The sequence below is a fragment of the Streptomyces gottesmaniae genome, from assembly GCF_031845845.1.
GTDB classification, from domain to species: Bacteria; Actinomycetota; Actinomycetes; order Streptomycetales; family Streptomycetaceae; genus Streptomyces; species Streptomyces akebiae.
This window is the reverse complement of record NZ_JAVRFJ010000060.1, coordinates 24492-45992: the sequence shown is the minus strand read 5'-3', so window position 1 is coordinate 45992 and position 21501 is coordinate 24492. Positions and strand designations below refer to the sequence as shown.

The 21501-nt window shown below is 70.9% G+C and carries 21 protein-coding genes; 10 read left to right on the top strand and 11 right to left on the bottom strand.

All coding sequences use genetic code 11. From position 1 onward, the window contains the following. Window positions 1-754 precede the first annotated feature (754 nt). Window positions 755-1963, top strand: coding sequence for a phosphoserine phosphatase SerB (serB, locus tag RM704_RS41955; RefSeq protein ID WP_033529220.1), 1209 nt, complete (start codon window positions 755-757; stop codon window positions 1961-1963). Between the two features lie 93 nt (window positions 1964-2056). Here the strand turns inward: serB and RM704_RS41950 are convergent, their stop codons facing one another. From RM704_RS41950 to RM704_RS41935, 4 genes are all read right to left on the bottom strand, one after another. Then, on the bottom strand, window positions 2057-2575 hold the full coding sequence (locus RM704_RS41950) for a SixA phosphatase family protein (RefSeq protein WP_033529219.1): 519 nt from the start codon (window positions 2573-2575) through the stop codon (window positions 2057-2059). Window positions 2576-2672: 97 nt separating this feature from the next. Beyond that, window positions 2673-2888, bottom strand: a complete 216-nt coding sequence (locus tag RM704_RS41945; protein ID WP_033529218.1) for a hypothetical protein — start codon at window positions 2886-2888, stop codon at window positions 2673-2675. Between the two features lie 177 nt (window positions 2889-3065). Next, window positions 3066-3182, bottom strand: coding sequence for an SGM_5486 family transporter-associated protein (locus tag RM704_RS41940; RefSeq protein ID WP_005477623.1), 117 nt, complete (start codon window positions 3180-3182; stop codon window positions 3066-3068). Between the two features lie 43 nt (window positions 3183-3225). Continuing rightward, window positions 3226-4584 (bottom strand): CynX/NimT family MFS transporter, encoded by a 1359-nt coding sequence (locus tag RM704_RS41935; RefSeq protein WP_033529217.1) that lies wholly within the window; start codon window positions 4582-4584, stop codon window positions 3226-3228. 70 nt (window positions 4585-4654) lie between these two features. Between RM704_RS41935 and RM704_RS41930 the strand changes: the two genes are divergently transcribed. Then, on the top strand, window positions 4655-5350 hold the full coding sequence (locus RM704_RS41930; RefSeq protein ID WP_033529216.1) for a FadR/GntR family transcriptional regulator: 696 nt from the start codon (window positions 4655-4657) through the stop codon (window positions 5348-5350). On the opposite strand, the gene RM704_RS41925 is transcribed toward RM704_RS41930, so the two are convergent. From RM704_RS41925 to fabG, 3 genes are all read right to left on the bottom strand, one after another. Next, complete coding sequence (locus RM704_RS41925) at window positions 5325-5699, bottom strand: hypothetical protein (RefSeq protein WP_033529215.1); 375 nt, start codon at window positions 5697-5699, stop codon at window positions 5325-5327. The genes RM704_RS41930 and RM704_RS41925 overlap by 26 nt on opposite strands. 181 nt (window positions 5700-5880) lie before the next feature. Beyond that, entirely contained in the window at window positions 5881-6648 is a 768-nt protein-coding gene (gene fabI, locus RM704_RS41920) for an enoyl-ACP reductase FabI (protein WP_033529214.1), read from the bottom strand. 5 nt (window positions 6649-6653) lie between these two features. Then, on the bottom strand, window positions 6654-7358 hold the full coding sequence (gene fabG, locus RM704_RS41915) for a 3-oxoacyl-[acyl-carrier-protein] reductase (protein ID WP_033529213.1): 705 nt from the start codon (window positions 7356-7358) through the stop codon (window positions 6654-6656). Window positions 7359-7608: 250 nt separating this feature from the next. Here fabG and RM704_RS41910 point away from each other — a divergent pair, with 250 nt between their 5' ends. From RM704_RS41910 to tyrS, 3 genes are read left to right on the top strand one after another with little or no spacing between them, the layout of a single operon-like run. Then, a complete protein-coding gene (locus tag RM704_RS41910) occupies window positions 7609-9132 on the top strand; it encodes a TldD/PmbA family protein (protein WP_033529256.1) in 1524 nt (507 codons plus the stop codon). Continuing rightward, a complete protein-coding gene (locus RM704_RS41905; RefSeq protein WP_033529212.1) occupies window positions 9129-10532 on the top strand; it encodes a metallopeptidase TldD-related protein in 1404 nt (467 codons plus the stop codon). The genes RM704_RS41910 and RM704_RS41905 overlap by 4 nt, the downstream gene beginning before the upstream one ends. 42 nt (window positions 10533-10574) lie before the next feature. Then, the gene (gene tyrS / locus RM704_RS41900; RefSeq protein ID WP_033529211.1) at window positions 10575-11843 is read left to right on the top strand and encodes a tyrosine--tRNA ligase; all 1269 of its coding nucleotides are present in this window, start codon (window positions 10575-10577) and stop codon (window positions 11841-11843) included. An 81-nt stretch (window positions 11844-11924) separates the two neighbouring features. Here the strand turns inward: tyrS and RM704_RS41895 are convergent, their stop codons facing one another. Then, entirely contained in the window at window positions 11925-12203 is a 279-nt protein-coding gene (locus tag RM704_RS41895; RefSeq protein WP_033529210.1) for a GlsB/YeaQ/YmgE family stress response membrane protein, read from the bottom strand. 247 nt (window positions 12204-12450) lie between these two features. On the opposite strand from RM704_RS41895, the gene RM704_RS41890 reads away from it, so the two are divergent. Beyond that, a complete protein-coding gene (locus tag RM704_RS41890) occupies window positions 12451-12822 on the top strand; it encodes a DUF3099 domain-containing protein (protein ID WP_033529209.1) in 372 nt (123 codons plus the stop codon). A 215-nt stretch (window positions 12823-13037) separates the two neighbouring features. Continuing rightward, window positions 13038-13277: a hypothetical protein gene (locus tag RM704_RS41885; RefSeq protein WP_033529208.1), complete on the top strand. Its 240-nt coding sequence runs from the start codon at window positions 13038-13040 to the stop codon at window positions 13275-13277. A gap of 27 nt (window positions 13278-13304) precedes the next feature. Here the strand turns inward: RM704_RS41885 and moaA are convergent, their stop codons facing one another. The 3 genes from moaA to RM704_RS41870 form a co-directional block, all read right to left on the bottom strand. Beyond that, complete coding sequence (gene moaA, locus RM704_RS41880; RefSeq protein ID WP_033529207.1) at window positions 13305-14294, bottom strand: GTP 3',8-cyclase MoaA; 990 nt, start codon at window positions 14292-14294, stop codon at window positions 13305-13307. Window positions 14295-14479: 185 nt separating this feature from the next. Then, window positions 14480-16105 carry a monocarboxylic acid transporter gene (locus tag RM704_RS41875; protein WP_033529206.1) on the bottom strand — a complete coding sequence of 542 codons (1626 nt, stop codon included), beginning with the start codon at window positions 16103-16105 and terminating at the stop codon, window positions 14480-14482. Continuing rightward, window positions 16102-16458 carry a DUF485 domain-containing protein gene (locus tag RM704_RS41870; protein ID WP_033529255.1) on the bottom strand — a complete coding sequence of 119 codons (357 nt, stop codon included), beginning with the start codon at window positions 16456-16458 and terminating at the stop codon, window positions 16102-16104. Before RM704_RS41870 ends, RM704_RS41875 begins: the two co-directional genes overlap by 4 nt. 420 nt (window positions 16459-16878) lie before the next feature. Here RM704_RS41870 and RM704_RS41865 point away from each other — a divergent pair, with 420 nt between their 5' ends. The 3 genes from RM704_RS41865 to RM704_RS41855 all read left to right on the top strand — a co-directional run bounded on the left by RM704_RS41865 (window position 16879) and on the right by RM704_RS41855 (window position 21440). Next, on the top strand, window positions 16879-18408 hold the full coding sequence (locus RM704_RS41865; protein WP_033529205.1) for a S8 family serine peptidase: 1530 nt from the start codon (window positions 16879-16881) through the stop codon (window positions 18406-18408). A 37-nt stretch (window positions 18409-18445) separates the two neighbouring features. Beyond that, window positions 18446-19975, top strand: a complete 1530-nt coding sequence (locus tag RM704_RS41860; RefSeq protein ID WP_033529204.1) for a S8 family peptidase — start codon at window positions 18446-18448, stop codon at window positions 19973-19975. Window positions 19976-20048: 73 nt separating this feature from the next. Then, on the top strand, window positions 20049-21440 hold the full coding sequence (locus RM704_RS41855; protein ID WP_033529203.1) for a CoA transferase: 1392 nt from the start codon (window positions 20049-20051) through the stop codon (window positions 21438-21440). Window positions 21441-21501 lie beyond the last annotated feature (61 nt).

The following is a 21501-nucleotide window of genomic DNA, read 5'->3' as shown; positions in this document are numbered from 1 at the left end:
GCCCGAGGGGGGGGGACGCGGGGTCTGGCTGTCGGGGACGGGGTGGGGCACGCGGGGGCGGCGCGTTCTCCTCAGCCAGGAGCGGGCCGTGCAGGGGGCGAGCCTCCAGGCCGACGGCGGGCCACGGCAGAGGGACCCTTCGAGCCAGGGGCTGGGTCACGCAAGGCGGCTTCCCCTAGCCGGGGCGGATCCACCTCAACGCTCCGAACCAGGAATCCGAAGCAGGAAGGGGGCTGCGCGGGCGCGAACTCTCAGGGCCACCAGCCTGGGCTACGCCAGGCGGACCCTCCGAGCCGCGAGCGGGCCTGCGCGAGGGCGAGCTCTGCAGGCCAGCAGTACCCCGCCAAGCGGACCCTCCCGTCCAGGGGCAAGGCCACCCGCGTGCCGACTCCCCAGCCCGAGGGCAGGGCCACCACAAGCAGGCCCTCCGAGTCAGAGACTGGGCCGCCCGGGGCAAGCCCTCACACCAACAGCGGCACCCCGCCAGACGGCCCCTCCGATCCAGAGGCAGGGCCACCCCGGCGCCGACTCCTCAGCCCGAAGACAAGGCCACCACGAACAGGTCCTCCGAGTCACGGGCAGGGCCACCCGGGCGCGAGCCCCGCGCCGGCAGGAGTGGGGCCGGCCGGGCGGGCTCCCCGAGGTGTCGTGCGTGATCTCGGTGCGCTTCAATCGCCGGTAACCCAGTGTTCTCCGTCCGCTGGGCGGACCTCAGGGGCAAAAGGCACGGGGCGCCGGATACGGTTGGCACATCATGAGCGCTTCGCAGACCTCCTCTGACATCCCCACCCTCCTCGTCAAGATCTTCGGCAAGGACCGGCCGGGGATCACCGCCGGGCTGTTCGACACCCTCGCCGCGTACTCCGTCGACGTGGTCGACATCGAGCAGGTCGTCACCCGTGGCCGGATCGTCCTGTGCGCGCTCGTGACCGAGCCGCCCGCCGGGCAGGAGGGCGACCTGCGGGCGACCGTCCACAGCTGGGCGGAGTCGATGAAGATGCAGGCGGAGATCATCTCCGGCCTGGGCGACAACCGGCCCCGTGGTCTCGGCCGCTCGCACGTCACCGTGCTGGGCCACCCGCTGACCGCCGAGTCCACCGCCCGCATCGCCGCCCGGATCACCGCCACCGGCGGCAACATCGACCGTATCTTCCGGCTCGCCAAGTACCCGGTGACGGCCGTCGAGTTCGCGGTGTCCGGCGCGGAGCCGGAGACACTGCGGACCGCGCTGGTCACCGAGTCGGTGGCACTCGGTGTGGACGTGGCCGTCGTCGCGGCGGGGCTGCACCGCCGGGCCCAGCGGCTGGTGGTGATGGACGTGGACTCCACGCTCATCCAGGACGAGGTGATCGAGCTCTTCGCCGCGCACGCCGGCTGCGAGAAGGAGGTCGCCGAGGTCACGGAAGCCGCCATGCGCGGCGAGCTGGACTTCGAGCAGTCGCTGCACGCACGCGTGGCGCTGCTGGCGGGGCTGGACGCGTCGGTCGTGGAGAAGGTGCGCAGCGAGGTCCGGCTCACGCCGGGGGCGCGCACACTGATCCGTACGCTGAAGCGGCTCGGCTTCCAAGTCGGTGTCGTCTCGGGCGGGTTCACCCAGGTCACGGACGATCTGAAGGAGCGGCTGGGCCTCGACTTCGCGCAGGCCAACACCCTGGAGATCGTCGACGGGAAGCTCACCGGCAGGGTCGAGGGCGAGATCGTGGACCGGGCGGGCAAGGCACGGCTGCTGCGCCGGTTCGCCGCCGAGGCGGGGGTCCCACTGGCGCAGACCGTGGCGATCGGTGACGGCGCGAACGATCTCGACATGCTCAACGCGGCCGGTCTGGGCGTCGCCTTCAACGCCAAGCCGGTCGTGCGCGAGGCCGCCCACACCGCGGTGAACTTCCCCTTCCTCGACACCGTGCTGTATCTCCTCGGGGTGACCCGCGAAGAGGTCGAGGCGGCGGACACGCACGTCGAGTGACGGGGCGAGACACACGGGAGGGCCCGGCACCAGGTGGTGCCGGGCCCTTGTCGTGCGGGGTGCGGGTGCCGGAGGGGCGGCTACGCGGCGGAGTTACTCGGTCGGCGTCCAGTAGTCGGCCAGGGTGCCCCCGCCCGGCTCCAGGCCCTTCCAGGCACCCTCGAAGGTGAGCACGGCGAAGGCGGCGGCCGGGAAGCCGAGGCGGTTCATGCGCTCGCGGGCGTCGCCCTCGGCACTGCCTGCGAGGATGTCGGCGAGGCCCTGGATTCCGGGGTTGTGACCGACCAGCACGACGTTCTGCGCGTCGTCCGGGGTTTCGTTGAGCAGGGCGATCAACTCGCCGGGCGAGGCCTCGTAGATCCGCTCCTCGTAGACCGTTTTCGGTCGCTCGGGCAGTTCGTGAACGGCCAGCTTCCAGGTCTCGCGGGTCCTGACGGCGGTGGAGCAGAGGGCAAGGTCGAGGGGGATTCCGGAGTCGGCCAGCTTGCGCCCGGCGACGGCGGCGTCCATGCGGCCCCGGTCGGCGAGCGGCCGCTCGTGGTCGGAAACCTGGGGCCAGTCGGCCTTCGCATGCCGGAAAAGGACGATCCTGCGGGATTCTGCGACGCTCATGCGTCCCAGCTTCGCACGAAACAGGCCACGAGGCGCAGGGAGTTGAAGTGCGGATACCCGACACCGGTACAGGTGATTCCGGTGGGCTGGACGCTCGTCACCGTGTGTGGCTCGACAGGGCGTGCTGTATGCGCTCCACGACGTCGGTGATCACGGGGTCGCCGCTCGCCGCCTGGGCCTGCGCGGGGTTCGAGATCAGCAGCAGGAGCGTGAGAAAGGCGAGGGCCGGCAGGGCCACCGCCCACCAGGGCAGCCGGACGCCGACGCCGCTCGTGGTCGCCGGGTGGGGCCGGGGGTGCGTACGGGCCGACATGCCGCCTCCGTGGTCTGCGAGTCCTCGTGGCCCGGTCCTCCGTGGGCCCTCGCGGGTCCCCTGCGGCCACATCTCGACGCTACGGAACGCGGGCGGTCCGACCCATCCGGTGATCCACCCACTTCACCCTGAGACTCGCCCCCTAGGGGACGGGGGGTTACCCCCACCCCTGGGCGGTCACGGTGACGCGATGGCCGCGATGATCCCGATGACGACGAAGATGGCGAGGAACGAGCCGAAGACCAGGAGCATCTTCTTCTGGCCGTTCTGGGGGTTCGGGTCGAGCACTGGCATGCGCTCAGTCTCGCACCCCCGCCCCCCGGTGGGGCCGCCGGGGTCAGCCCCGGCGGGCCGCCTCGTCCTCCACGATCCGGTCGCGGCCCGCCAGGACGCCCGCGGCGATCTGCGGGAGCATCAGGGCGGCCATGAGGGCGAGGGGCAGGCCCCAGCCGCCGCTGTGCTGGTAGAGGACGCCGACGAGGAACGGGCCGGGGATCGAGATCAGGTAGCCCGTGCTCTGCGCGAAGGCGGACAGCTGGACCACGCCCGCGCCGGTCCTGGCCCGCATGCCGACCATGGTGAGCGCGAGCGGGAAGGAGCAGTTGGCGACGCCGATCAGCAGCGCCCACGCCCAGGCACCCTCCGCCGGGGCGAGGTGGAGGCCGCCGTACCCGAGGAGGCCGCAGACGCCCAGGGCGACCACGATCGGCCCCTGGTGGGGCAGGCGGGTGGCGAGCCGGGGGATCACGAAGGCCAGCGGCACGCCCATCACCATGGTGACGGCCAGCAGCAGCCCAGCCGTGCCGGCGGGGACCCCGGCGTCCCGGAAGATCTGCGCCATCCAGCCCATCGTGATGTAGGCGGCGGTCGCCTGGAGACCGAAGAACACGGCGAGCGCCCAGGCGGTACGACTCCGGGTGATCCGCAGGGCGGGCGCCGCCTCGCGCGCGGAGCCCGACGCTCCCCCGGGGTTCTCCGCCGGGCGCGTGTCCCGGTCTTGGCCGCGGTCCCGGAGCAACGCGAGCCACGGCACCACGGCCGCCGCCGCGAGCAGCGCCCACACGGCCAGCCCGGTCCGCCAACTCCCGCCCAGCACCTCGGTCATGGGCACGGTGACGGCCGCCGCGGCGGAGGTGCCGAGGGCCAGGGCCATGGAGTAGAGGCCCGTCATGGAGCCGACCCGGTCCGGGAACCAGCGCTTGACGATGACCGGCATCAGGACGTTGCTGACGGCGATGCCCATCAGGGCGAGGGCGCTCGCGGCCACGAATCCGGCCGTGCCGCCGGCGTACGGCCGTATCAGCAGGCCGCCGGCGATGGCGGCCATGCCCGCGCAGACGACGGCGGCCGGACCGAACCGGCGGGCGAGCCGGGGCGCCATGACGCCGAAGAGGGCGAAGCAGAGCGGCGGTACGGAGGTGAGGAGCCCGGCGACGCTGCCGCTCATGCCGAGCCCGGTGCGCACCTCTTCGAGGAGGGCACCGAGGCTGGTGATGGCGGGACGGAGGTTGAGGGCCGTCAGGACGATGCCGACGACGACCAGGCGGGTCGTCCACGCGCGCGTGGCGGGCGTCGGGGGTTCGGCCGCGGTCCGGTCGGACGTGGGGGTGTCAGACGGCGCCCGGCCCCGTGGGGACGTGGTCGTGGATGGGGATGTCGCCGTCAAGGTCTCCTCGCTCACCATGACCCCCATCATAGAATCATGGGATGATTGGTTGTCCATGGCCCGGCTGCTCCCGGTCGGCCACTGCGTGCGAAGGTGTGCCATGCCGCTGAGCCATCCCCGCCGATCGGCGCTGTCCGAACAGGTCATCGCCGCGCTGCGGAACCAGATCACCTCCGGCGAGTGGCCGGTCGGCTCCCGCATCCCCACGGAGCCGGAACTGGTCGAGGAGTTGGGCGTCGCCCGGAACACGGTCCGTGAGGCCGTCCGCGCGCTCGCGCACAACGGCCTGTTGGACATCCGCCAGGGCTCCGGCACCTACGTCGTCGCGACCAGCGAGCTCGCGGGTGTGATGCACCGCCGCTTCGCGGACGCCGACCCGCGCCACATCGCCGAGCTCCGCTCCGCCCTGGAGTCGAGCGCCGCGAAGCTGGCGGCCGAGCGGCGCACCGAGAAGGACCTCAAGCAGTTGGACGCGCTTCTGGCGCGCCGGGAGGAGGCATGGGCCTCGGGCGACACGGAGGCCTTCGTGACCGCCGACGCGACCTTCCACATGGCGGTCGTGGCCGCGTCCCACAACGACGTCGTGACGACGGTCTACGCGGACCTGGGGGAGGTCCTGCGGGACTGGTTGCGCGGTGACGTGGGCGAGGAGCTGACCCCGGAGACGTACATGGACCACGCCCGGCTGGTGGACGCCATCCGCGCGGGCGACGCGCCGACCGCCGCGGCGGAGGCGGCCGGCTATCCGTTCCACTGCTCTCCCGGCCGGGTCAGCCCTGACCCCGCTGGTGGCTGAACCACACCGAGCGGACTTCCTTCCAGCAGCGCCCGGTGAGCCGTACCGTCCGCGCGGGACCCGTCTCGACGGCGGCGCTGTCGCTGTCGAGGTCCCACCACCGCGCGCACTCGATGTGCAGCCGGACGTGGTCGACGGCCGCGTGGGGGTTGAAGCAGTACCCGATCACCTGGGAGCCGGTGACGGTGCTGTGGCAGGCCGCCCCGAACGGATCGGGCTTGTCGTCCACCACCGCGCGCGCGAGCCGCTCCCCGGTCTCCACGCGCGCGTGCGGTGCCGATTCGGACGGGAGGGTGAGGACGAGAGCCAGGGCGACGACAGCTGGGGCGATGCTGCGGGAGATGCGCACAAGGGGGACCTCCTCGGCCGAGTGGCTGAGCGGTACACGTCCAGCGTGCGCGGCACTCGGCTCCGGCGGCCCGCCGGATGAGCCGAACGAGTGATGATCCCGGCGGACAGGAGTACGGCGAGGGCGCGCACCCGAATGGATGCGCGCCCTCGAACCGTGGCGGAGCCCGGAGCGGTGGTGCTCACGCGCCGATCGCGTGCAGCCCGCCGTCCACGTGGATGATCTCGCCGGTGGTCTTGGGGAACCAGTCGCTGAGCAGCGCGACGACGCCGCGACCGGCCGGCTCGGGGTCCTTGAGGTCCCACTCCAGCGGCGAACGGTCGTCCCACACGGCGGCCAGCTCGCCGAAGCCCGGGATGGACTTGGCGGCCATGGAGGCGAGAGGGCCGGCGGAGACCAGGTTGCAGCGGATGTTCTGCTTGCCCAGGTCCCGGGCGATGTAACGGCTGGTGGCCTCCAGAGCGGCCTTGGCCGGACCCATCCAGTCGTACTGCGGCCACGCGAACTTCGCGTCGAAGGTGAGGCCGACGACCGAGCCGCCGTTCTGCATCAGCGGCAGGCACGCCATGGTCAGCGACTTCAGGGAGTACGCCGAGACGTGCATCGCGGTGGCGACGGACTCGAAGGGCGTGTTCAGGAAGTTGCCGCCGAGGGCGTCCTGCGGGGCGAAGCCGATGGAGTGGACGACGCCGTCGAGGCCGCCCAGCTCCTCACCGACGATGTCGGCCAGGCGCCCGAGGTGCTCGTCGTTGGTGACGTCGAGCTCGATGACCTTGGTGGGCTTGGGGAGCTTCCTGGCGATGCGCTCGGTCAGCGTGGGCCGGGGGAAGGCCGTGAGGATGATCTCGGCGCCCTGCTCCTGGGCCAGCTTGGCGGTGTGGAAGGCGATGGAGGACTCCATCAGCACACCGGTGATCAGGACGCGCTTGCCCTCGAGGATTCCGCTCATGGTGATCAGTGACCCATTCCCAGTCCGCCGTCTACGGGGATGACGGCTCCAGTGATGTACGAGGCGTCGTCCGAGGCGAGGAACCGCACCGTCGCGGCGATCTCCTCGGGCTGCGCGTAACGGCCGAGCGGCACCTGCTTCACGATGCCCGCGCGCTGTTCGTCGGTGAGCACCTTGGTCATGTCGGTGTCCACGAAGCCGGGGGCGACGACGTTGAAGGTGATGTTGCGCGAGCCCAGCTCACGGGCGAGGGAACGCGCGAAGCCGACCAGGGCGGCCTTGGAGGCGGCGTAGTTGGCCTGGCCGGGCGAGCCGTAGAGGCCCACGACCGAGGAAATGAGGACGACGCGGCCCTTCTTGGCGCGCAGCATGCCTCGGTTGGCGCGCTTGACGACACGGAAGGTGCCGGTGAGATTGGTGTCGATGACCGAGGTGAAGTCCTCCTCGGACATGCGCATCAGGAGCTGGTCCTTGGTGACGCCGGCGTTGGCGATCAGGACCTCGACCGGGCCGTGCTCGGCCTCGATCTCCTTGTAGGCCTGCTCCACCTGCTCGGGGTCGGTGATGTCGCACCGGACGGCGAGGAAGCCGGCCGGCGGCTCCCCCGAGCGGTAGGTGACGGCGACCTTGTCGCCGGCGTCGGCGAACGCGCGGGCGATGGCGAGGCCGATGCCCCGGTTGCCTCCGGTGACGAGAACCGAGCGGCTCAACGGATCACCCTTTCCTTAGCGGTCTGCACGCCTGCCCAATGCCTGGACGGCTGGCGCCTTCCCTCGAAACCTATCGGTCCGCTTCGCCCGGCGGGCATTCGAGCTGTGACAGTGGCTCGGGGGAGTCGCTGTGGGGTCCCTACAGAAAGCCCGCCGGCCACAGCCGGAAAGATGTGGTCCCGCCGCCCGCGGGCGCGACATGATCGGACCCGACAGGCCACGACAACCGTTCGGCAACAGGGAGACCTCGGTGCCTCATTCCATCGACGAAGCCTTCACGGCACTACCGCTGAGGGCGTTGGCCGACGCGGCCCTGGCCCGTGCGCGGGCCCTCGGCGCCGACCACGCCGACTTCCGGTTCGAGCGGGTGCGCAGCGCGTCCTGGCGGATCAGGGACGCGAAGCCCGCCGGGTCGTCGGACACGACCGACCTCGGGTACGCGGTGCGGGTGGTGCACGGCGGGACCTGGGGGTTCGCCTCCGGGGTGGATCTGACGATGGACGCCGCCGCGAAGGTCGCCTCGCAGGCCGTGGCCATGGCCAAGCTGTCCGCACAGGTCATCAAGGCCGCCGGGTCGGACGAGCGGGTGGAGCTGGCGGACGAGCCGGTGCACGCGGAGAAGACCTGGGTCTCCTCCTACGAGATCGACCCGTTCACGGTCCCCGACGAGGAGAAGACAGCGCTGCTCACGGAGTGGAGCACGCGGCTGCTGGCGGCCGACGGGATCAACCATGTCGACGCCTCGCTGCTCACGGTCCACGAGAACAAGTTCTACGCCGACACCGCGGGGACCGTGACCACCCAGCAGCGCGTACGGCTGCATCCGTCGCTGACCGCCGTGTCCGTCGACGAGTCCAGTGGTGAGTTCGATTCGATGCGGACGCTGGCACCGCCGGTCGGGCGCGGCTGGGAGTACGTGACGGGCACCGGCTGGGACTGGGACGACGAGCTGGCGCGCATCCCGGAGCTGCTCGCGGAGAAGATGCGGGCACCGAGTGTCGAGGCGGGCGTCTACGACCTGGTCGTCGACCCGTCCAACCTGTGGCTGACCATCCACGAGTCCATCGGCCACGCCACCGAGCTGGACCGCGCGCTCGGCTACGAGGCGGCCTACGCCGGCACGTCCTTCGCCACCTTCGACAAGCTCCACAAGCTCAAGTACGGCTCCGAGCTGATGAACGTCACCGGTGACCGCACCGCCGAGCACGGTCTGGCGACCATCGGGTACGACGACGAGGGCGTGGCGGGCCAGAGCTGGGACCTCGTCCGGGACGGCACCCTCGTCGGCTACCAACTCGACCGCCGCATCGCCAAGTTGACCGGCCTCGGCCGCTCCAACGGCTGTGCGTACGCCGACTCCCCCGGGCATGTGCCGGTGCAGCGCATGGCCAATGTGTCGCTTAAGCCGGATCCGGCCGGGATGTCGACGGAGGATCTGATCGGCGGGGTCGACCGGGGCGTCTACGTCGTCGGGGACCGGTCCTGGTCCATCGACATGCAGCGGTACAACTTCCAGTTCACCGGGCAGCGCTTCTTCAAGATCGAGAACGGGCGGATCACCGGGCAGCTGCGGGACGTCGCCTACCAGGCGACGACGACCGACTTCTGGGGGTCCATGGCGGCCGTGGGCGGGCCGCAGACCTACGTCCTGGGCGGCGCGTTCAACTGCGGCAAGGCCCAGCCGGGTCAGGTCGCCGCGGTGTCGCACGGCTGCCCCTCGGCCCTCTTCAAGGGCGTCAACATTCTGAACACCACGCAGGAGGCCGGTCGATGAGCGCGCGGAACAACAAGGCGCACAAGCCGCACGAGATCGTCGAGCGGGCCCTCGCGCTCTCCCGGGCCGACGGCTGTGTGGTGATCGCCGACGAGTACTCGACGGCGAACCTGCGCTGGGCGGGCAACGCGCTGACCACGAACGGGGTCACCCGGGGCCGGTCGGTGACCGTCGTCGCCACCGTCGACGGCAAGGAGGGCACCGCCTCCGGGGTCGTGTCGCGAGCCGCCGTCACCGCCGAGGAGCTGGAGCCGCTGGTGCGGGCCGCCGAGGCCGCCGCGCGCGGCGCCGGGCCGGCCGAGGACGCCCAGCCGCTGGTCACGGGGGTGGAGCACTCCCCCGACTTCACGGACGCGCCCGCCGAGACCTCCTCCGCCGTCTTCGCCGACTTCGCGCCGGCCCTCGGCGAATCCTTCGCACGCGCGCGTGCGGGCGGCCGTGAGCTGTACGGCTTCGCCAACCACGAACTGGTGTCGAGCTATCTCGGCACGTCCACCGGGCTGCGGCTGCGCCACGACCAGCCGAACGGGACGCTGGAGCTGAACGCCAAGTCCCCGGACCGCAAGCGTTCGGCGTGGGCGGGGCGCTCCACACGGGACTTCAAGGACGTCGACCCGGCGTCCCTGGACGCGGAGCTGGCCGTGCGCCTCGGCTGGGCCGAGCGGCGGGTGCCGCTGCCCGCCGGACGGTACGAGACGCTGCTGCCCCCGACGGCCGTGGCCGACCTGCTGATCTACCAGATGTGGTCGGCGTCGGCGCGGGACGCCGCCGAGGGGCGGACGGTGTTCAGCAAGCCGGGCGGCGGCACGCGGATCGGCGAGCGGTTGACCGAGCTGCCGCTGACCCTGCGCAGCGACCCGAACGAGCCGGGCCTGGAGTCCGCGCCCTTCGTGCTGGCCCACTCCTCCGGCGGCGACAGCTCGGTGTTCGACAACGGGCTGCCGCTGAAGGCGACCGAGTGGATCAGCGGGGGCGAGATCGCGCATCTGCCGACCACCCGGCACAGCGCGGGCCTGACGGGGCTGCCGGTGGTGCCGACGATCGGCAACCTGGTCCTGGACGGCGGGGCGGACCGCTCCCTGGCGGAGATGGTCGCGAACACCCGGCGCGGGCTGCTGCTGACCTGCCTCTGGTACATCCGCGAGGTCGACCCGGCGACGCTGCTGCTGACCGGCCTGACCCGCGACGGCGTCTACCTCGTGGAGAACGGCGAGGTCACGGGCGAGGTGAACAACTTCCGGTTCAACGAGTCGCCGGTGGACCTGCTGGGCAGGGCCACGGAGGCGGGGCGCACGGAGAAGACGCTGCCGCGCGAGTGGAGCGACTACTTCACCAGGGCCGCGATGCCCGCCCTGCGGGTGCCGGATTTCAATATGAGTTCTGTCAGCCAGGGCGTATAACCTCGTACCTGGTTACGCCCTAATCGAGGAGACACGAGAACCGTGACGGACATCGTCGACGAGCTGAAGTGGCGGGGGTTGTTCGCCCTGTCCACCGACGAGGACGCTTTGCGCAAGGCGCTCGCGGACGGTCCCGTCACGTTCTATTGCGGTTTCGATCCGACCGCGCCGTCCCTGCACGTCGGACATCTGGTGCAGGTGCTCACCGTGCGCCGGCTCCAGCAGGCCGGTCACCGGCCGCTGGCGCTGGTCGGCGGTGCGACGGGCCTGATCGGTGACCCCCGCCCCACGGCGGAGCGCACGCTGAACGATCCGGAGACCGTCGCCGGCTGGGTCGGCAAGCTGCGCGGCCAGATCGAGCCGTTCCTGTCCTTCGAGGGCGAGAACGCGGCCGTCATGGTCAACAACCTCGACTGGACCGAGGGCCTGTCCGCCATCGAGTTCCTGCGGGACATCGGCAAGCACTTCCGCGTCAACAAGATGCTGACGAAGGACTCCGTCGCCCGTCGTCTGGAGTCCGACCAGGGCATCAGCTACACCGAGTTCAGCTACCAGATCCTCCAGGGCATGGACTTCCTCCAGCTCTACCGGAGGTACGGCTGCACCCTCCAGCAGGGCGGCAGCGACCAGTGGGGCAACCTCACGGCGGGTCTGGATCTGATCCACCGGCTGGAGCCCGGCGTGGAGGCGCACGCGCTGGCCACCCCGCTGATGACCAAGGCGGACGGCACCAAGTTCGGCAAGACCGAGGGCGGCGCCGTCTGGCTCGACCCGGAGATGACCACGCCGTACGCGTTCTACCAGTTCTGGCTGAACGTGGACGACCGGGACATCACCCGGTACATGCGGATCCTCTCCTTCAAGTCCCGTGCGGAGCTTGAGGAGTTGGAGAAGCAGACGGAGGAGCGGCCGCAGGCGCGGGCAGCGCAGCGGGCGCTGGCCGAGGAGCTGACGACGCTGGTGCACGGGGCGCAGCAGACGGCCGCCGTGATCGCCGCGTCGCGCGCCCTCTTCGGTCAGGGCGAGCTGGCGGAGCTGGACGAGAAGACGCTGGCCGCGGCGTTGTCCGAGCTGCCGCACGCGAAGGTGGCCGAGCTGGCGCCGGTCGTGGACCTCCTCGCGGAGGTCGGGCTGGTGCCGAGCAAGTCCGCGGGTCGGCGGACCGTGAAGGAGGGCGGGGCCTACGTGAACAACGTGAAGGTCACCGCGGAGGACGCCGTGCCGGCGCCGGAGGACCTCATTCACGGGCGGTGGCTGGTGTTGCGGCGCGGGAAGAAGAACCTGGCCGCGGTCGAGGTGGCCGGCGCCTAGGCGCCGTAGGGGCGTGGTGGATCCGGCGAGCGCCGCTTGGAATGTGGTCGCTCGCGCGGGTTCCCCGCGCCCCTTCGCAGTTCAGCGCTGCTGTTTCCTCTTTCCCAGGGTCGCCATGTACGCCATGTCACCCAGAGCGACGATGACGATCGCGGCGACGAGCTGGAAGATGTGGCGGCTCCAGTCGATGCCGGACGTCTCCTCGACACCGAAGCCGCGTGCGATCGCGTTGCCGACGACGGCGCCCAGCATGCCGAAGATCGTCGTCAGCCAGAGCGGGCTGTGCTGCTTGCCCGGGAGGATCGCCTTGGCCAGCAGGCCCAGTACGAATCCCACGATGATCGCCCACAACCAGCCCATGGCTGCCTCCTCGTACGGCTCGACGTGAGCATTACGCCCAGTGTCGGCCCGCCTGCGGTACGCCGCATGTCGGGCACGGCTGTACGCGCTACGGCGCACTTCGCGCACTCCTGGTGGAAGGTGACCCGGTCTCGTAGGCGGCGCAGACGCGGCGTAACGTGGGGCTTGTCCGGACCGCGTTCCCTGTAGCGGACACGGGCGGGGCACGGGCCGGTGAGCGTCCGATACAGGCGGGTGGTGGAACGCGATGCGGAAGCAGAGCAACGTCGAGGTCTTCCGGATCACAGGTGCCCGGCAGGGCCTCGCCGACGACGTCCGCGGCCGGCAGCGTCGCTACATCATCTCGATGTCCGTGCGCACCCTCGCGGTGATCGCCGCCGCGGTCCTGTGGAACGTCGAACGGCACGTCGCGGTCGTCGCGCTGGTCCTCGGCGCGGTGCTGCCGTACGTCGCCGTGGTGATCGCCAACGCGGGCCGGGAGAACGCGCCCTCACTGCCGTCCACGTTCGTGAGTGCCCCCATGCGGCCGATGATCGCGCCGCCTGCGGAATCCGTCCCGGAGGACTCCACGGCCGATCCCGCCGGGGATCGGCGGAGCGAGCCGCGCGAGCGGGCCTGAGCACGGCCCTCGGGCCTCCCCCGCGAAACGGAATCCGGCCACCCGCCAAGCTCAAGAAAAGCTCAGATCAATCATGTAGTTCCTGTGCCGGGCAGAGGCCTACCCGTGACATACTTCGTACGCGCTCCGCATCCCCCGTCGGAGCGACAGACCGACGCCGGGCAGCTCCCCCCGTGGCTGCTCGGCGTCGCCTTTTCTGCGGCTAGGGTCGACGGGTGAACATCCTCAACGTCCCCGGCTCCGATCCGTCCTCCCCCGTCTGTTCGGCCAAGGGCTGTCGTGCCGACGCGGTCTGGGTGCTCGCCTGGAACAACCCGAAGCTGCACACGCCGGAGCGGCGCAAGACGTGGCTCGCGTGCGACGAGCACCGGGAGCATCTGTCGCAGTTCCTGGGTGTGCGGGGCTTCCTGAAGGATGTCGTCCGGTTCTCCGAGTGGGAGGAACAGGCGCCGTAGAGCGCGCTCGCCCCGGTCAGCCCCCGGTCAGCCCCCGATGGCGGACATGGGGCGGTCGGGCTGGACGAAGGACGGGTCGTCGAGGCCCGCGCCCGCCTTCTTGCCCCACATGGCCAGGCGCCAGATGCGGGCTATCTCCTCGTCCGGGGCGCCGGAGCGCAGTGCGGCGCGCAGGTCGGTCTCCTCGCGGGCGAACAGGCAGGTGCGGACCTGGCCGTCGGCGGTGAGGCGGGTGCGGTCGCAGGCGGAGCAGAAGGGGCGGGTCACGGAGGCGATGACGCCCACACGGTGCGGGCCGCCGTCGACCAGCCAGCGCTCCGCCGGGGCCGAGCCGCGTTCGTCCTGGCCCTCGGGGGTGAGGTCGAAGCGGGTGCGCAGCGAGGTCAGGATGTCGCCGGCGGTCACCATGCCGTCGCGCTTCCAGCCGTGCTGGGCGTCCAGGGGCATCTGCTCGATGAAGCGCAGCTCGTAGTCGTGCTCGACGGCCCAGGCGAGGAGGTCCGGGGCCTCGTTCTCGTTCAGGCCCGGCATCAGGACCGAGTTGACCTTGACCGGGGTCAGGCCGGCGTCACGGGCGGCTTCGAGGCCTTCGAGGACGTCCTTGTGGCGGTCCCGGCGGGTGAGGGTCTTGAAGACGTCGGGGCGCAGGGTGTCCAGGGAGACGTTCACCCGGTCCAGACCGGCCGCCTTCAGGGCCGACGCCGTGCGCCTGAGGCCGATGCCGTTGGTGGTGAGGGACATCTGGGGGCGGGGGGCGAGGGCGGCCACGCGCTCCACGATGCCGACGAGGCCGGGGCGCAGGAGCGGCTCACCGCCGGTGAAGCGGACCTCCTCGACGCCCAGGACGCGGACGGCTATGTCGATGAGACGGACGATCTCGTCGTCCGTGAGCAGGTCGGGCTTGGCCAGCCACTGCAGGCCCTCCTCGGGCATGCAGTACGTGCAGCGCAGATTGCACCGGTCGGTCAGCGAGACCCTCAGGTCGGTGGCCACTCGGCCGTAGGTGTCGATGAGCACGTGGGCCCCCTCCCTCGCGGCGGATCACAATCGTTCGACATCTGCGAGCCTACGTGACGGCGCTGACGACATCACCGGCCCGATCGCACGAGACGCGGCACCGAATCGCCGTAGATACCCACGACCCGGGCATCACGCGGGGCCGCCGTAGGGATCTACGACGGCCCCGTGCGCAGTGGGCCGGGTCAGTGCGCCCCGGTGCCCGTGAGGGAGCGGACCTCCAGCTCGGCGTACTTGGCCTCGTCGGGCTTCTCCTTGGACAGGACCGTGCCGAGGAAGCCCATGAGGAAGCCGAACGGGATGGAGATGATGCCCGGGTTCTTCAGCGGGAACCAGGCGAAGTCGACGTCCGGGAACATCGCCTTCGGGTCGCCGGAGACGACGGGCGAGAACAGCACCAGGCCGACGGCGACGATCAGACCGCCGTAGATCGACCACAGCGCGCCCTGGGTGGTGAACCTCTTCCAGAAGAGGCTGTAGAGGATCGTGGGCAGGTTGGCGGAGGCCGCGACCGCGAAGGCGAGGGCGACCAGGCCGGCCACGTTCAGGTCGCGGGCGAGGGCGCCGAGGCCGATGGAGACGACGCCGATGAAGACGGTCGCCCAGCGGGCCGCGCGCACCTCCTCGGCGCCGGAGGCCTGTCCCTTGCGGATGACGTTGGCGTAGATGTCGTGCGCGAAGGAGGACGAGGAGGCGAGGGTCAGGCCGGCGACCACGGCGAGGATGGTCGCGAAGGCCACCGCCGAGATCGTGGCGAGCAGGATCGCGCCCCAGGCCGAGTCGACGCCGCCCAGGTGCAGCGCGAGCAGCGGTGCCGCCGTGTTGCCGGACGGGTTGGAGGCGATGATCTCGTCCTGGGAGATCAGCGCCGCGGCGCCGAAGCCGAGGGCGATGGTCATCAGATAGAAGCCGCCGATGATGCCGATCGCCCAGTTGACGGACTTACGGGCGGCCTTGGCGTTGGGCACCGTGTAGAAGCGGATCAGGATGTGCGGCAGACCGGCGGTGCCGAGGACCAGGGCGATGCCGAGGGAGATGAAGTCCAGCTTGGAGGTGCCGGTCGCGCCGTACTGGAGGCCGGGCTCCAGGAAGGCGGCGCCCTTGCCGCTGTTCTCGGCGGCGGTGCCGAGCAGATCGGAGATGTTGAAGTTGAACTTCAGCAGCACCAGGAACGTAATGAGGAGCGTGCCGCCGATCAGCAGGACGGCCTTCACCATCTGGACCCAGGTGGTGCCCTTCATACCGCCGATGGAGACGTAGACGATCATCAGGAGACCGACGAGGGCCACGATGAGGATCTTGCCCGCGTCGGAGGTGATGCCGAGGAGCAGCGAGACCAGGACGCCCGCGCCCGCCATCTGGGCCAGCAGGTAGAAGATCGACACGACGATCGTGGAGGTGCCGGCCGCGGTGCGGACGGGACGCTGGCGCATGCGGTACGCGAGGACGTCGCCCATGGTGTAGCGGCCGGAGTTCCTGAGCGGCTCGGCGACCAGGAGCAGGGCGACCAGCCAGGCGACCAGGAAGCCGATGGAGTAGAGGAAGCCGTCGTAGCCGAAGAGGGCGATCGCGCCGGCGATGCCGAGGAACGACGCGGCGGACATGTAGTCGCCGGAGACGGCCAGGCCGTTCTGGAAGGCGCTGAACTGGCGGCCGCCCGCGTAGAAGTCGGCGGCGTCCTTGGTCTGGCGGCCGGCCCAGATGGTGATGCCGAGGGTCGCCAGGACGAACAGCGCGAACAGGGTGATGATGAGCGGCCGGTGCTCGCTGGCCTCGTTGGCCGCGAGGAACGTCTGCTGTACGGGGCTCATGCGTCGCCCTCCATCCGGGACTTGATCGCCTCGGCCTTGGGGTCGAGCTTCGCGGCGGCGTGCTTCGAGTACCACCAGGCGATGAGGAACGTGGTGACGAACTGTGCGACGCCCAGGACGAAGGCGACGTTGATGTTGCCGAAGAGCTTGGTGCCCATGAAGTCGCCCGCGTAGTTGGAGAGCAGGACGTACAGCAGGTACCAGGCGATGAAGCCCACGGTCAGCGGGAAGGCGAACGAGCGGTAGGAGCGGCGCAGTTCGGCGAACTCGGCGCTCTCATGGACCGCCGCGAACTCCTCGGGTGAGGGGAGGTGATGCTCTGCCTTCGCTGGGGGCGGTGCGTCGGTTGCCACGGAGTCTCCTCGCGTCTCCGCCGCGGTCGCGACGGTGGATGGTGACGTGTTCGCCGTCGGATCGGGGGACGGACTGGGTTCGGACATGGGGTCGGCTCTGTTCCTTCGATGACGGGTGCACGATCGTGCTCGGGCTCCCTGCTCAACGTCACGGCGGCGCACGAGGACCGGTTCAACCGCGCGGCTTTCTTTCGAGAACCGATCGAGAACCGATGCGGAAGCCGAGGCGCGCCGGCTCGGAAAGCGCCCTCAGGTGCGGCGACTTCGAGGGTTACCCCTCTACTTCGGCCTCCCGCCCGTGAAGTCATTGCTGGCCGACGACGACCAGGGATAGCTTCGGGCTGCACCACCAACGTCATGTACCTGCCCAGGCACCCGTGTGTCCCGGGCCGGTTTCTTTCAGGATGATGTGGAGATCCCATGGCTCATCTGCGCTCCAGACGACGGCTCGCTCTCGCGGTGCCGGTCGTCCTGTCGCTGACCGCCTCGCTCGGTTTCCTGCCCGGTGTCGCCACGGCGGCCCCGCTCGCGGAGTCCACCGCCGCGACCGCGGAGGGCCCGAACCTGTCGTACGTCGTGAACACGAAGACGGACAAGCGCACGATCGCCTCCGTGCAGAAGGCGATAGCCCAGGCCGGCGGCAAGGTAGTGATCACCTACGCCAAGATCGGCGTGATCGTGGTCCACTCGACCGACCCGGCCTTCGGTGCGACGATCCGCGCGGTCCGTGGAGTGCAGTCCGCCGGTGCCACCCGGACCTCGCCGCTGACCCCCGCCGGTACGACGGACCTGGGTGCCGTCGACATGCTGACGGACGCGGAGGCCGCGAAGGTGAAGGCCGCCTCGGCGGACATCCCCGACGCCGAGCCCCTCGAGGCCGACCAGTGGGACCTGCGGTCGATCGGCGCCGACCAGGCCGCGAAGATCGACGACGGCAGCAAGAAGGTCACGGTAGCCGTGATCGACACGGGCGTCGACGACACCCACCCGGACCTCGCGCCGAACTTCTCCGCCTCCCAGTCCGCCAACTGCGACGGCGGTGTCGCGGACACCAGTGAGGGCTCCTGGCGGCCGTACACCCCGCAGGACTACCACGGCACCCACGTGGCCGGTGAGATAGCCGCGGCCCGCAACGGCGTCGGTGTCGCCGGTGTCGCGCCGGGTGTGAAGGTCTCCAGCATCAACGTGACCGACCGCAGCAGCGGCCTCTTCTACGCGGAGAGCGTCGTCTGCGCGTTCGTCTTCGCCGCCGACCGCGGCGTGGAGATCACGAACAACAGCTACTACGTGGACCCGTGGCTCTACAACTGCGTGGACGACCCGGACCAGAAGGCCATCGTCGACGCCGTCAACCGGGCCCAGAAGTACGCCACGAAGAAGGGCACCCTGCACCTGGCCTCGGCGGGCAACTCCAACCACGACCTCGCCTCCGACGCGATCCTGGACGCGTCCAGCCCCAACGACACCACGCCGGTCGAGCGCACCATCGACCCGAGCGAGTGCTTCGACGTCCCGACGCAGCTGCCGGGCATCGTCACGGTGAGCGCGACGGGCGTGAAGAACGAGAAGTCGTACTACTCCACGTACGGCAACGGCGTCGTCGACATCGCCGCGCCGGGCGGTGACGCCCGCTACCAGATCCCGGACACGCCGTCGAAGAACGGCCGCATCCTGTCCACCATGCCGAACGGCGCCTACGGCTTCCTCCAGGGCACGTCGATGGCGTCGCCGCACGCCGCCGGTGTCGCCGCGCTGCTGAAGTCCACGCACCCGTGGGCGTCCCCGAAGCAGCTGCAGAAGCTGCTGAAGGCCCAGGCGGACGAGCAGGCCTGCCCGACGTCGTACGACCAGAACGGCGACGGCGTCCAGGACGCGGTTTGCGAGGGCAGCCCCAGCGTGAACGGTTTCTACGGGTTCGGCATCGTCAACGCCCTGAAGGCCGTCAAGTAACGCAGCCGGTGAGCAGCCACGACGAACTGGAGACAGCATGACAGCGCCTCTCAAGCGCTCCCGTCGTCTGACCGCGATCCCGCTGGGGATGGCCATGGCGACCGCGCTGGTCGTCGTACCGAACATCACGGCCTCGGCGGCCGAGTCGACCGGATCGGCCGCATCGGCCGGGCAGGCCGACGCGACCGGGCTCAGCTACGTCGTCAACGTGCGCGCGGGGCACGGGCCCTCCGCGCACGTGAGGAAGGCGATCGCTCAGGCCGGCGGCACGATCGTGACGTCGTACGACCGGATCGGTGTCGTCGTCGTCCACTCCTCGAACCCCGGCTTCGCCGCGGAGATCCGTAAGGTGCGCGGGGTCCAGTCGGCCGGTTCCACCCGGACCGCGCCGCTGCCCGCGCAGTCGACCACCGACGTGGGCACCCCGAAGGTGCTGACCGCCGAGGAGATGGCGGACGTCGAGGCGGCGGACGGGCAGGACCCGTTGGAGCCTTTGCAGTGGGACCTGCCGGCCATCAAGGCCGACAAGGCCCACGAGGTGTCGCTCGGCAGCCGGGACGTCACCGTCGCCGTCATCGACACGGGTGTCGACGACACGCATCCGGACATCGCGCCGAACTTCGACCGTGACGCCTCCGTCAACTGCGTGACGGGCAAGCCCGACACCAGCGACGGAGCCTGGCGGCCGGGGCCCACGGAGAGCGCGCACGGCACCCACGTGGCCGGGGAGATCGCCGCCGCGAAGAACGGCGTCGGTGTCACGGGTGTGGCGCCCGGGGTGAAGGTGTCCGGCATCAAGGTGTCCACCACCGCCGGCTTCTTCTACACGGAGGCCGTCGTCTGCGGCTTCATGTGGGCCGCCGAGCACGGTGTGGACGTCACCAACAACAGCTATTACACCGATCCCTGGTACTTCAACTGCAAGAACGACCCGGACCAGAAGGCGCTGGTGGAGGCCCTCGGCCGGGCGACGAAGTACGCGGAGAAGAAGGGCGCGGTCAACGTCGCCGCGGCCGGCAACGAGAACTACGACCTCGCGGCCGACGAGATCACCGACCCGGTCTCGCCCAACGACTCGACCCCGTCGGACCGGGTGATCGACCCGTCCGAGTGCCTCGACATCCCGACCCAGCTGCCGGGTGTCGTCACGGTCGCCTCCACCGGCGCCAAGGGCATCAAGTCGTCCTTCTCCAACCACGGTCTGGGCGTCGTCGACATCGCCGCACCCGGCGGCGACTCGACCCGCTTCCAGACCCCGGCCCCGCCCGCCACCAGCGGTCTGATCCTGGGCCCGCTGCCCGGCGGTTCGTGGGGCTACATGGCCGGTACGTCGATGGCGTCCCCGCACGTCGCGGGCGTCGCCGCGCTGATCAAGTCGACCCACCCGCACGCGCCGGCGGCGCTGGTCAAGGCACTGCTGTACGCCCAGGCCGACGCCACGCCCTGCACCGATCCGTACGACATCGACGGGGACGGCAAGGCCGACGCGGTCTGCGAGGGGCCGAAGAACCACAACGGCTTCTACGGCTTCGGCACCACCGACGCGTTGGACGCGGTGACCAGGTAGGGGTTCGTCTCGCAGGAGGTCGTCGGGCCGGGCGGTGTCACACCGCCCGGCCCTTCGGCTGCATAGTGCGGTCATGACAGACATGGACGATGTGTGGGCGGCACTCGGCGGCGATCCCGCCCTGCCGCGGCGGATCTCGACCGTCGTACGGAGCGGGGTGCTCGACGCCCGGCTGCCGGTACGGGAACTGGCGCGGACCTGCGTCGGGGTGTGCGCGCTCGCGGCGGCCGAGTTGGGTGCGCGCCGGGCCGGGCTCACCGAGGTTCCACGGGTACGGGTGGACGACGGGGCGGTCGGCACCGCCTTCGTGAGTGAACGTCATCTGCTGGTCGACGGGCGGGCACCGGTCACCTTCGCGCCGCTGTCGCGGTTCTGGCGGACGGCGGACGGGTGGGTGCGGACGCACGCGAACTATCCGCACCACCGGCGGCGGCTGCTGTCCGCGCTCGGGGTGCCCGCCGGCGATCTGCCGGGGGGTGAGGTGTCCGCCGTCGCGTCGGCGCTCGCCGAACGGGCGTCCCTGGAGGTCGAGGAGGCCGTGTGCGCGGCCGGAGGCCTGGCGTTCGCCCTGCGGACACCGAAGGAGTGGTCCGCGCACGGGCAGGCGGCGGCCCTGCGGGAGCGTCCGCTCGTCGAGTGGCGGCGGTGGGACGGTGCCGACGCGCCACGCGCGCGCGTGCTCGCACCCGGGACGGAGGTGTCCGCGCGGCCGGCCGCCGGAGTGCGTGTCCTGGACCTGACCCGGGTCATCGCGGGCCCGGTCGCCACACGCACGCTCGCCCTCCTGGGCGCGGACGTGCTGCGGATCGACCCACCCGGCACACCCGAGATCCTCGACCAGCACGCCGACACGGGCTTCGGGAAGCGGTCGGCGACGCTCGATCTGGCCGCGGACCCCGGAGTCTTCGAGGCGCTGCTCGCCGAGGCGGACGTCGTCGTCACCGGGTACCGGCCCGGCGCGCTGGACCGGTTCGGTCTGTCGCCCGAGGCGCTGGTCGAGCGCCGGCCCGGGCTGGTCGTGGCACAGCTCTCGGCCTGGGGCGCGTACGGGCCGTGGGCGGGGCGGCGGGGCTTCGACAGTCTGGTGCAGGTGGCCACGGGCATCGCGGCGGTCGAGGGGTCCGCGGAACAGCCGGGCGCGCTGCCCGCGCAGGCGCTGGACCACGGGACGGGGTATCTGCTGGCGGCGGCCGTGCTGCGGGCGCTCACCGAGCGGGCGGACGGGGGCGGCGGCCGCGCGGTCCGGCTGGCACTCGCGCGTACGGCGGCCTGGTTGACGGACGATGTCGCGCCCGGCCCGGACGGGCGCGCGGGCTACGACGGGCCGGAGGCGTGGCTCACCGAGCGGGACAGCCAGCTGGGGCGGCTGCGGTACGCGCGGTCGCCGGTCTCCTTCGAGGGCGGGCCGCAGGACTGGACCCGCCCGCCCGGGCTCTGGGGAGCGGACGAGCCGCGCTGGCGTTGACCCACCGGGAGCTCAGAACCGTACACATGGGCGAAATATCGAACTGTCGGCCGCTTTCCGG

Coding starts and splice junctions, on each gene's coding strand:
- serB (WP_033529220.1), top strand. CDS start 755: ATGAGCGCTTCGCAGACCTCCTCTGACATCCCCACCCTCCTCGTCAAG.
- RM704_RS41950 (WP_033529219.1), bottom strand. CDS start 2,575: ATGAGCGTCGCAGAATCCCGCAGGATCGTCCTTTTCCGGCATGCGAAG.
- RM704_RS41945 (WP_033529218.1), bottom strand. CDS start 2,888: ATGTCGGCCCGTACGCACCCCCGGCCCCACCCGGCGACCACGAGCGGC.
- RM704_RS41940 (WP_005477623.1), bottom strand. CDS start 3,182: ATGCCAGTGCTCGACCCGAACCCCCAGAACGGCCAGAAGAAGATGCTC.
- RM704_RS41935 (WP_033529217.1), bottom strand. CDS start 4,584: ATGATGGGGGTCATGGTGAGCGAGGAGACCTTGACGGCGACATCCCCA.
- RM704_RS41930 (WP_033529216.1), top strand. CDS start 4,655: ATGCCGCTGAGCCATCCCCGCCGATCGGCGCTGTCCGAACAGGTCATC.
- fabI (WP_033529214.1), bottom strand. CDS start 6,648: ATGAGCGGAATCCTCGAGGGCAAGCGCGTCCTGATCACCGGTGTGCTG.
- RM704_RS41905 (WP_033529212.1), top strand. CDS start 9,129: ATGAGCGCGCGGAACAACAAGGCGCACAAGCCGCACGAGATCGTCGAG.
- RM704_RS41895 (WP_033529210.1), bottom strand. CDS start 12,203: ATGGGCTGGTTGTGGGCGATCATCGTGGGATTCGTACTGGGCCTGCTG.
- RM704_RS41890 (WP_033529209.1), top strand. CDS start 12,451: ATGCGGAAGCAGAGCAACGTCGAGGTCTTCCGGATCACAGGTGCCCGG.
- RM704_RS41875 (WP_033529206.1), bottom strand. CDS start 16,105: ATGAGCCCCGTACAGCAGACGTTCCTCGCGGCCAACGAGGCCAGCGAG.
- RM704_RS41865 (WP_033529205.1), top strand. CDS start 16,879: ATGGCTCATCTGCGCTCCAGACGACGGCTCGCTCTCGCGGTGCCGGTC.
- RM704_RS41860 (WP_033529204.1), top strand. CDS start 18,446: ATGACAGCGCCTCTCAAGCGCTCCCGTCGTCTGACCGCGATCCCGCTG.
- RM704_RS41855 (WP_033529203.1), top strand. CDS start 20,049: ATGACAGACATGGACGATGTGTGGGCGGCACTCGGCGGCGATCCCGCC.